This window comes from uncultured Aquincola sp. (assembly GCF_964001545.1).
Lineage (GTDB): Bacteria > Pseudomonadota > Gammaproteobacteria > Burkholderiales > Burkholderiaceae_C > Aquincola.
Map to the genome: position 1 here is coordinate 1 of NZ_CAXFDV010000083.1, position 7030 is coordinate 7030.

Here is a 7030-nt window from a genome sequence, read left to right on the forward strand (position 1 = left end):
CAGGCGGCCGGTGGCAGCGTCCAGCTCGGCCTGGGTGCAGCGCGGCTCCATCGGGCTGGCGGCCAGGCGCTGGTTGCGGATGTCCACCTGCACCACATGCGCCGCGGCGGCAAAGGCGGCGGCAGTGGCCGCGGCGTCGCCATGGCGCATCTCGGCCGCGATGTTGTCGGGCGCGGCTTCGCACAGCACGGGCGCGCCGGGACTCACCGCCTGCACCGGGTCGGTCACGGCGGGCAGCTCTTCGTAGTCCACCCACAGCGCGGCGGCGGCGTTGCGGGCGGCTTCACGCGTGTCGGCCACCACGGCGGCCACGGCCTCGCCGACGAAGCGCACCACCTCGTGCGCCAGCGCATGGCGCGCCGCGGTGGCGCCGGGGCTGCCGCCGGGCCGCTTGAAGCCGCCACCGGGCAACGGCTTGACGCCTGCGGCCACCAGGTCGGCGCCGGTGTACACCGCCAGCACGCCGGGCTGGGCCAGCGCGCCCTCTACGTCGATCGACAGGATGCGCGCATGGGCGTAGGTGGAGCGGGCGAAGGCCAGGTGCACCTGGCCGGCGGGCGCCACGTCATCGGTGAAGCGGCCTCTGCCAGTGACCAGCGCCGGGTCTTCGATGCGGCGCACGGTGTGGCCGCTGCCGTAGCGGCCGGTCTCGACGGCGGCGGCGCTCATCGGGCGCCCCCTTCGGCCATCGCGCGGGCGGCGGTCTGCACCGATTCGACGATGTTCACGTAGCCGGTGCAGCGGCACAGGTTGCCTTCCAGCGCATGGGCGATGCATTCGGCGCTGGGCTGCGGCTCACGGGACAGCAGGTCGACCGTGGTCATCACCATGCCGGGGGTGCAGAAGCCGCACTGCAGGCCGTGGCAGGCCACGAAGGCCTCTTGCACCGGGTGCAGCGGCGCGCCTTCGGCCGCCAGTCCTTCGATGGTGGTGACGGCCCGGCCTTCAGCCTGGGCGGCCAGCACGGTGCAGCTCTTGACGGCCTGGCCGTCCAGCAGCACGGTGCAGGCGCCGCACTGGCTGGTGTCGCAGCCGATGTGGGTGCCGGTCAGGCCCAGCGGGCCGCGCAGCAGGTCGACCAGCAGGGTTTCGTCGGGAACTTCGACCGACACCGGCCGGCCGTTGACGCTGAAGTGCATCTGTCGCATGGGCTTCCTTCGCTTGGGCGAAGGGCCATGCTAATCCGACGCCCTGAACTGCGTCGGTTCATGGCATCAACAGCGCGTTGATGGCCAGCAGGTCGTCGCCACGCAGCTGGCCGGCGGCCTGCTTCAGGCGCAGCGTGCCCAGCAGCACGTTGTAGCGGGCAAATGCCAGGTCGCGCTGGGTGGTGAAGAGCTGGGTTTGCGCGTTCAGCACGTCGAGGTTGACGCGCACGCCCACCCGGTAGCCCAGCTGCGTGGCTTCCAGTGCCAGGCGGCTGGAGGCTTCGGCCGCTTCCAGCGCACGCGCCTGCGCCAGGCCCGACTGCACCTGGAAGTAGGCCGTGCGGGTGGCGGTGGCCACGCTGCGGCGGGCGGCGTCCAGGTCGTTTCGGGCGCGCTCTTCCAGCGCCAGGGTTTCCTTGACGCGGTTCTGGATGGCAAAGCCGGCGAACAGCGGCAGGTTCATCTCCACGCCCACGCTGGCCGGCACGCTGTTGCCCGGCAGCTCGGCGGCATTGCCACGCTGGCGCTGGCCGCCCACCTGGGCCGTGAGTTCCACGGTGGGCAGGTGGCCGGCGCGGGCCTTCTCGGTCTCGAGCCGGGCGGTTTCCAGGCCGGCCAGCGCCCGGCGCACGCCGGGGTGGGTGTCCCAGGCGCTGGTGACCCAGGCCTCTGCGTCGGCCGGTGCCAGGTCGGGCAGCATCACCGGCTGCTTCAGCGGGTTGGGCTGCACGTTGGCGCGGCCCACCAACTGGTCGAGCACCACGCGGCGGGTGCGCAGGTCGTTCTCGGCCGCCAGTTCCTGCGAGGTGGCCAGGTCGAAGCGGGCCTGCGCCTCACGCGTGTCGGTGATGGTGGCGGTGCCCACCTCGAAGTTGCGCTTGGCCGAGGCCAGCTGCTCGCTGATGGCCTTCTTGTTGGCCTGGGCGGTGCCCAGCGTGTCTTGCGCGGCCAGCACGTCGAAGTAGGCCTGGGCCACGCGCACCACCAGGTCTTGTTCGGCGGTTTCCAGCTCGGCGGCGCTGGCTTCCAGCAGCACCTGCGCCTGGGCGATGGTGGCGCTGTCGGCGCGGTTGAAGAGGGTCTGCCGGCCGCTGATGCCCACCACGGTGGTGCGCGACTTCAATTCCAGGTCGCGGGTGCGCCAGTCGGTGCGGGCATTGGTGTGGCTGGCACCCACGCCGATGCTGGGCAGCCGCAGCGCGTCGGCCTGGGCGGCGCGGAACTGGTTGCTGTCGGCCAGCGCGCGGGCGGCCAGGTAGGTGGCGTCGTAGGGGCGGGCGGCGTTGTACAGCTCGATCAACGATTGCGCGCGCGCTGCAGGCGCAGCGCCCAGGGCCAGTAGCACGGCCAGCATCAGGTGGCCAGGGCGCCGGCGCGGCAAGGGGTTGGGCATGGGGCTCCTCACTTCAGAAGACGTGGTTCTTGACGACGACGAAGCGCTGCTGCTGGACACCGGCTGCGCCGCCATGGGCGGCGATTGCACCTGGGTGGCGGGCGCGCTGCACCCGCCATGCGACCACCTGCGTGGTGCGGGCCGTGAACGGTGGAAAGCGCGGCATGGAAAGGGGCTGCCGCGCCTGCACGTTCAACTCAGAACGCGAAGCGGGTCGGCTCGCCGAAGCCGTTCAGGCGCGGCGCGACGGTGTCGAACAGCACCTGGCGCTGGAAGGCGCTGGCGCCGGTGCGGGTGACCAGCACCGCGCGCATCACCGGCTGCTGGCCGACGATGGCGACCAGCCGGCCACCTTCCTTCAGCTGGTCCAGCACGGCCTGCGGCACCTCGGACACGGAGCCCGACAGCACGATGACGTCGAACGGCGCTTCGGCGGGCAGGCCCTTGCTGCCGTCGGCTTCCACCACCTTGGCATTGACCACGCCGGCGCGGCGCAGGTTCTCGCGGGCCAGCGCGGCCAGCTCGGGCTCGATTTCCAGGGTGGTGACGCGCTGGGCACGCGCGGCCAGCAGCGCGGCCATGTAGCCCGAGCCGGCGCCGACTTCCAGCACGCGGTCGTCGCGGGTGACTTCCAGCTCCTGCAGCAGGCGGGCCTCGATCTTGGGCTCGAGCATGCTCTGGCCGGCGGGCAGCGGCACCTGGGTGTCGACGAAGGCCAGCGCACGGTGCGCCTCGGGCACGAACGCCTCGCGCTTGACCTGGGTCAGCAGGGTCAGCACGTCCTGGTCGAGCACGTCCCAGGGGCGGATCTGCTGCTCGATCATGTTGAAGCGGGCTTGTTCGATGTTCATGGCTCTTGGTCTGGCGTTAGGGCGGAGGGGCGGAAAGCCCCTGAGTTTATTTCGGCAAGGGGGCACCGGCGCTGACGCCGCGCAGCACCAGCGCCAGATGGTCGCGGATGAAGCGGACGGGCTCGAAGCTGCGCTGCGGCAGCTGCATGCAGGCGCCCACCGCATGCTTGTGCAGGCACAGCATCACCATCGGCAGGATGATGGAGTGGGTGACGCTTTCGATGTCCATCGGCTGCAGGTGGCCGCTGCGCACGCCCCGCTGCAGCATCTGCCCGATGAGCTGCGAGCCGGGCTCGATGACCTCGCTCAGGTAGAAGGCCGAGATCTCGGGGAAGTTGCGCGCCTCGGTCATGATCAGCTTGAACACGCCGCTGGCCGGGCTTTCATACACGCGCTGCCACCAGTCGGCCAGCACGCCGAACAGCACCGCGGGCTCGGCATCTTCGTGGCGGGCCACTTCCAGCGCACCGGCGCGCACTTCTTCGCCCAGGTAGTGGCGGATCACCGCCTTCAGCAGCTCGTCCTTGCTGGGGTAGTACAGGTACAGCGTGCCCTTGGAGACGCCGGCACGGGCGGCCACTTCTTCGGAGCGGCTGGTGGCAAAGCCCTTTTCCACGAACACCTCGAGCGCGGCCGCCAGCAACTCATGCGGCCGCGCTTCCTTGCGGCGCTGGCGGACGGCTCGGGCGGGTTCGGGTGAACCGGTGGACATCGGCGTTGCTTTGTTACTGACTGGTCAGTCATTAATGTAGCCCTGGGCCTGCGCAGGGTCAACCAAGCGGCTTGGGTAAGCTGGCCGCCATGCAAAGAAGACCTTTCCTGATGGCGGCCGCAGCCGCAGGGGCCGTGCTGCTGGCCGGCTGTGCCGGCCTGCCGCGCACGGTGGTGATCACCGAAGCCCAGCTGCAGGACAAGCTCGCCGCCCAGTTTCCGCAGCAGCGGCGGGTGATGTCGCTGCTGGACCTGAACATCGGCTCGCCGGCCTTGAAGCTGCTGCCCGAGCAGAACCGCGTGGCCGCGCGGCTGACGGTGGAGGCCACCGAACGCCTGAGCCGCCGCAGCGCCACCGGCACGGTGGACGCCGACAGCGCGCTGCGCTTCGAGCCCTCGGACATGTCGCTGCGGCTGCACCAGGTGCGGGTGGCCCGCTTCGACCTGGCCGATGCCGGCGGCGCCTGGCCCGCACCGGTGCGCCAGGCCGCCGGCGTGGTGGCCGAACAATTGCTTGAAGACCAGGCGGTGTGGCGCGCCTCCAGCAGCCAGGCCGACCGGCTGCGCCGGGCCGGCGTGCGCGACGTGAAGGTGCGCATCACCGCCGCCGGCATCGAGCTGACGCTGGACGAGGAGAAGGCCCCCAAGCTCGCTGCGCTCGCGCCCCCCCAAGGGGGAGCTCAGTCCCTTGGGGCGGCCCGGCGGGACTGAGGACGCGCCGCAGAGGCTGTCCTGCTGCTGTCCGCGGCACGGGTGGCCGCAGGACCGTCATGACCCCGCCGCTATGATCGCCGGCTCTTTTTTTGACCGAAAACGCCCCTGGGGCGGGAGGCTGCCAAGTGGATGTGATGTTGCTGGTGAAGGCTGCAGTGATGGGCCTGGTGGAAGGTTTCACCGAATTCCTTCCGATCTCTTCGACCGGCCACCTGATCCTCGCGGGGTCGCTGCTCAACTTCACCGGCGCCAGCGCCAAGGTGTTCGAGATTGCCATTCAAACCGGCGCGATGTTCGCGGTGGTGTGGGAATACCGCGAGCGGCTGGCGCGCACCGTCTCCGGCATCACGCACGACCCGGTGGCCCAGCGCTTTGCGCGCAATGTGCTGATCGCCTTCATCCCGGCCGTGGTGCTGGGCCTGTCGTTCGGCAAGGCCATCAAGGAAAAGCTGTTCCACCCGGTGCCGGTGGCCATGGCCTTCATCGTCGGCGGCCTGATCATCCTGTGGGTGGAAGCGCGGCACCGCCGCCGCTACGGCGCACGCGACCAGGCCGGCGACCGCCACGCCCGCGTGCAGACGGTGGACGACATGACCGCGATGGATGCGCTGAAGGTCGGCTTCATCCAGTGCCTGGCGCTGGTGCCCGGCACCAGCCGTTCGGGCTCTACCATCATCGGCGGGCTGCTGCTGGGCTTTTCGCGCAAGGCGGCGGCCGAGTTCAGCTTCTACCTGGGCATCCCCACGCTGATGGGCGCGGGCGCCTACTCGGTGTGGAAGGAGCGCGCGGCGCTGAGCATGGCCGATGCGCCGATGTTCATCGTGGGCCTGATCTTCGCCTTCGTCAGCGCGCTGATCTGCATCCGCTGGCTGATCCGCTACGTCTCCAGCCACGACTTCACCGTGTTCGCCTGGTACCGCATCGTGTTCGGCGCGATCGTGCTGCTGACGGCCTACACGGGCTGGGTGGAGTGGGCCGCCTGAAGCCGTAGCTTGCGCATCAATCCGATGCGGAGATTTCATGCCTGAACGAGCGCGGCGGCCGATGAGCCGCCGCTAGCATGGACCGGTCAACGGAGAACCCCATGCTCGAACTCGTGATCGGCAACAAGAACTACTCGTCCTGGTCGATGCGGCCGTGGGTGCTGCTCAAGCACTTCGGCATCCCCTTCACCGAGCGCAAGCTGCGCTTCGACTTCGAGCCCGGCTCGGCCTTTTACGCCGAGCTGGCGCGCTTCACCCCGGCCGGCCGGGTGCCGGTGCTGCTGGACGACGGCTTTGCGGTGTGGGACACGCTGGCCATCGTCGAATACGTGGCCGAGCGGTTTCCGCAGCACGCGGTGTGGCCGGCCGAGCGCCAGGCGCGCGCCCGGGCTCGCAGCCTGAGCGCGGAGATGCACTCCGGCTTCGGCGCGCTGCGCCAGCACCTGCCGCAGAACATCGAGGCGCGGCTGCCCGAGGTGGGCCAGCGCCTGCTGGCCGAGCAGCCCGCCATCCAGCGCGACCTCGACCGCATCATCGCGATGTGGACCGCCGCGCTGAAGGACAGCAGCGGCCCCTTTCTCTTCGGCCAGTTCTGCGCCGCCGACGCCTTCTACGCCCCGCTGGCCGGCCGCCTGATCACCTATGGCATCGCGCTGCCGCCCGAGCTGCAGGCCTATGTCGACCGGTTGTGGGCCTCACCCGGCGTGGCGGCCTGGGTGGCCGATGCGCTGGCGGAGAAGGACTTTCTGGACTTCGAAGAGCCTTACCGGCAGCACGCGTGAACGGGCGGCTGAACCTGGGTCACAGCCGCGTGAACACCAGGTCCCACACCCCGTGGCCCAGGTTCAGGCCGCGCTGCTCGAACTTGGTCAGCGGGCGGTAGTCCGGCCGCGGGGCGTAGCCTTCGGCGGTGTTGCGCAGGCCGGGTTCGGCGCCCAGCACCTCCAGCATCTGCACCGCGTAGTCCTGCCAGTCGGTGGCGCAATGCAGATAGCCGCCGGGGGCGATGTGCTGGATGAGCTTGGCCACGAAGGCCGGCTGCAGCAGCCGGCGCTTGTGGTGCTTCTTCTTGTGCCAAGGGTCCGGGAAGAAGATGTGCACCCCGGCCAGTGAAGCCGGCGGGATCATGTCGCGCAGCACTTCCACCGCGTCGTGCTGGATCAGCCGCAGATTGGTCAGGCCTTCTTCGCCGATGCGCTTGAGCAGCGCGCCCACGCCGGGCTCATGCAC

10 protein-coding genes are annotated in these 7030 nt (G+C 70.1%); 3 read left to right on the plus strand and 7 right to left on the minus strand.

The annotated features are described in order from the left end of the window. The 6 genes from ABNT58_RS02980 to ABNT58_RS03005 all read right to left on the minus strand — a co-directional run. A partial coding sequence (locus ABNT58_RS02980; protein WP_348752025.1) for a molybdopterin cofactor-binding domain-containing protein occupies window positions 1–669 on the minus strand: 669 nt, incomplete at its 3' end. Further along, entirely contained in the window at window positions 666–1148 is a 483-nt protein-coding gene (locus ABNT58_RS02985; protein ID WP_348752026.1) for a (2Fe-2S)-binding protein, read from the minus strand. The genes ABNT58_RS02985 and ABNT58_RS02980, both read right to left, overlap by 4 nt. A 58-nt stretch (window positions 1149–1206) precedes the next feature. After that, entirely contained in the window at window positions 1207–2541 is a 1335-nt protein-coding gene (locus tag ABNT58_RS02990; RefSeq protein ID WP_348752027.1) for a TolC family outer membrane protein, read from the minus strand. Between the two features lie 13 nt (window positions 2542–2554). Next, entirely contained in the window at window positions 2555–2737 is a 183-nt protein-coding gene (locus ABNT58_RS02995; RefSeq protein ID WP_348752028.1) for a hypothetical protein, read from the minus strand. 1 nt (window position 2738) lies between these two features. After that, window positions 2739–3392, minus strand: coding sequence for a protein-L-isoaspartate O-methyltransferase (locus tag ABNT58_RS03000; RefSeq protein ID WP_348752029.1), 654 nt, complete (start codon window positions 3390–3392; stop codon window positions 2739–2741). A gap of 46 nt (window positions 3393–3438) precedes the next feature. Continuing rightward, a complete protein-coding gene (locus ABNT58_RS03005; protein WP_348752030.1) occupies window positions 3439–4104 on the minus strand; it encodes a TetR/AcrR family transcriptional regulator in 666 nt (221 codons plus the stop codon). 89 nt (window positions 4105–4193) lie between these two features. Between ABNT58_RS03005 and ABNT58_RS03010 the strand changes: the two genes are divergently transcribed. The 3 genes from ABNT58_RS03010 to ABNT58_RS03020 all read left to right on the plus strand — a co-directional run bounded on the left by ABNT58_RS03010 (window position 4194) and on the right by ABNT58_RS03020 (window position 6582). Further along, window positions 4194–4814 carry a hypothetical protein gene (locus ABNT58_RS03010; protein WP_348752031.1) on the plus strand — a complete coding sequence of 207 codons (621 nt, stop codon included), beginning with the start codon at window positions 4194–4196 and terminating at the stop codon, window positions 4812–4814. A 128-nt stretch (window positions 4815–4942) separates the two neighbouring features. Further along, a complete protein-coding gene (locus tag ABNT58_RS03015) occupies window positions 4943–5800 on the plus strand; it encodes an undecaprenyl-diphosphate phosphatase (protein ID WP_348752032.1) in 858 nt (285 codons plus the stop codon). 101 nt (window positions 5801–5901) lie between these two features. After that, window positions 5902–6582, plus strand: a complete 681-nt coding sequence (locus ABNT58_RS03020; RefSeq protein WP_348752033.1) for a glutathione S-transferase family protein — start codon at window positions 5902–5904, stop codon at window positions 6580–6582. Between the two features lie 19 nt (window positions 6583–6601). On the opposite strand, the gene trmB is transcribed toward ABNT58_RS03020, so the two are convergent. Beyond that, window positions 6602–7030, minus strand: a 429-nt coding sequence (gene trmB, locus ABNT58_RS03025; RefSeq protein WP_348752034.1) for a tRNA (guanosine(46)-N7)-methyltransferase TrmB, incomplete at its 5' end; no start/stop codon positions are given.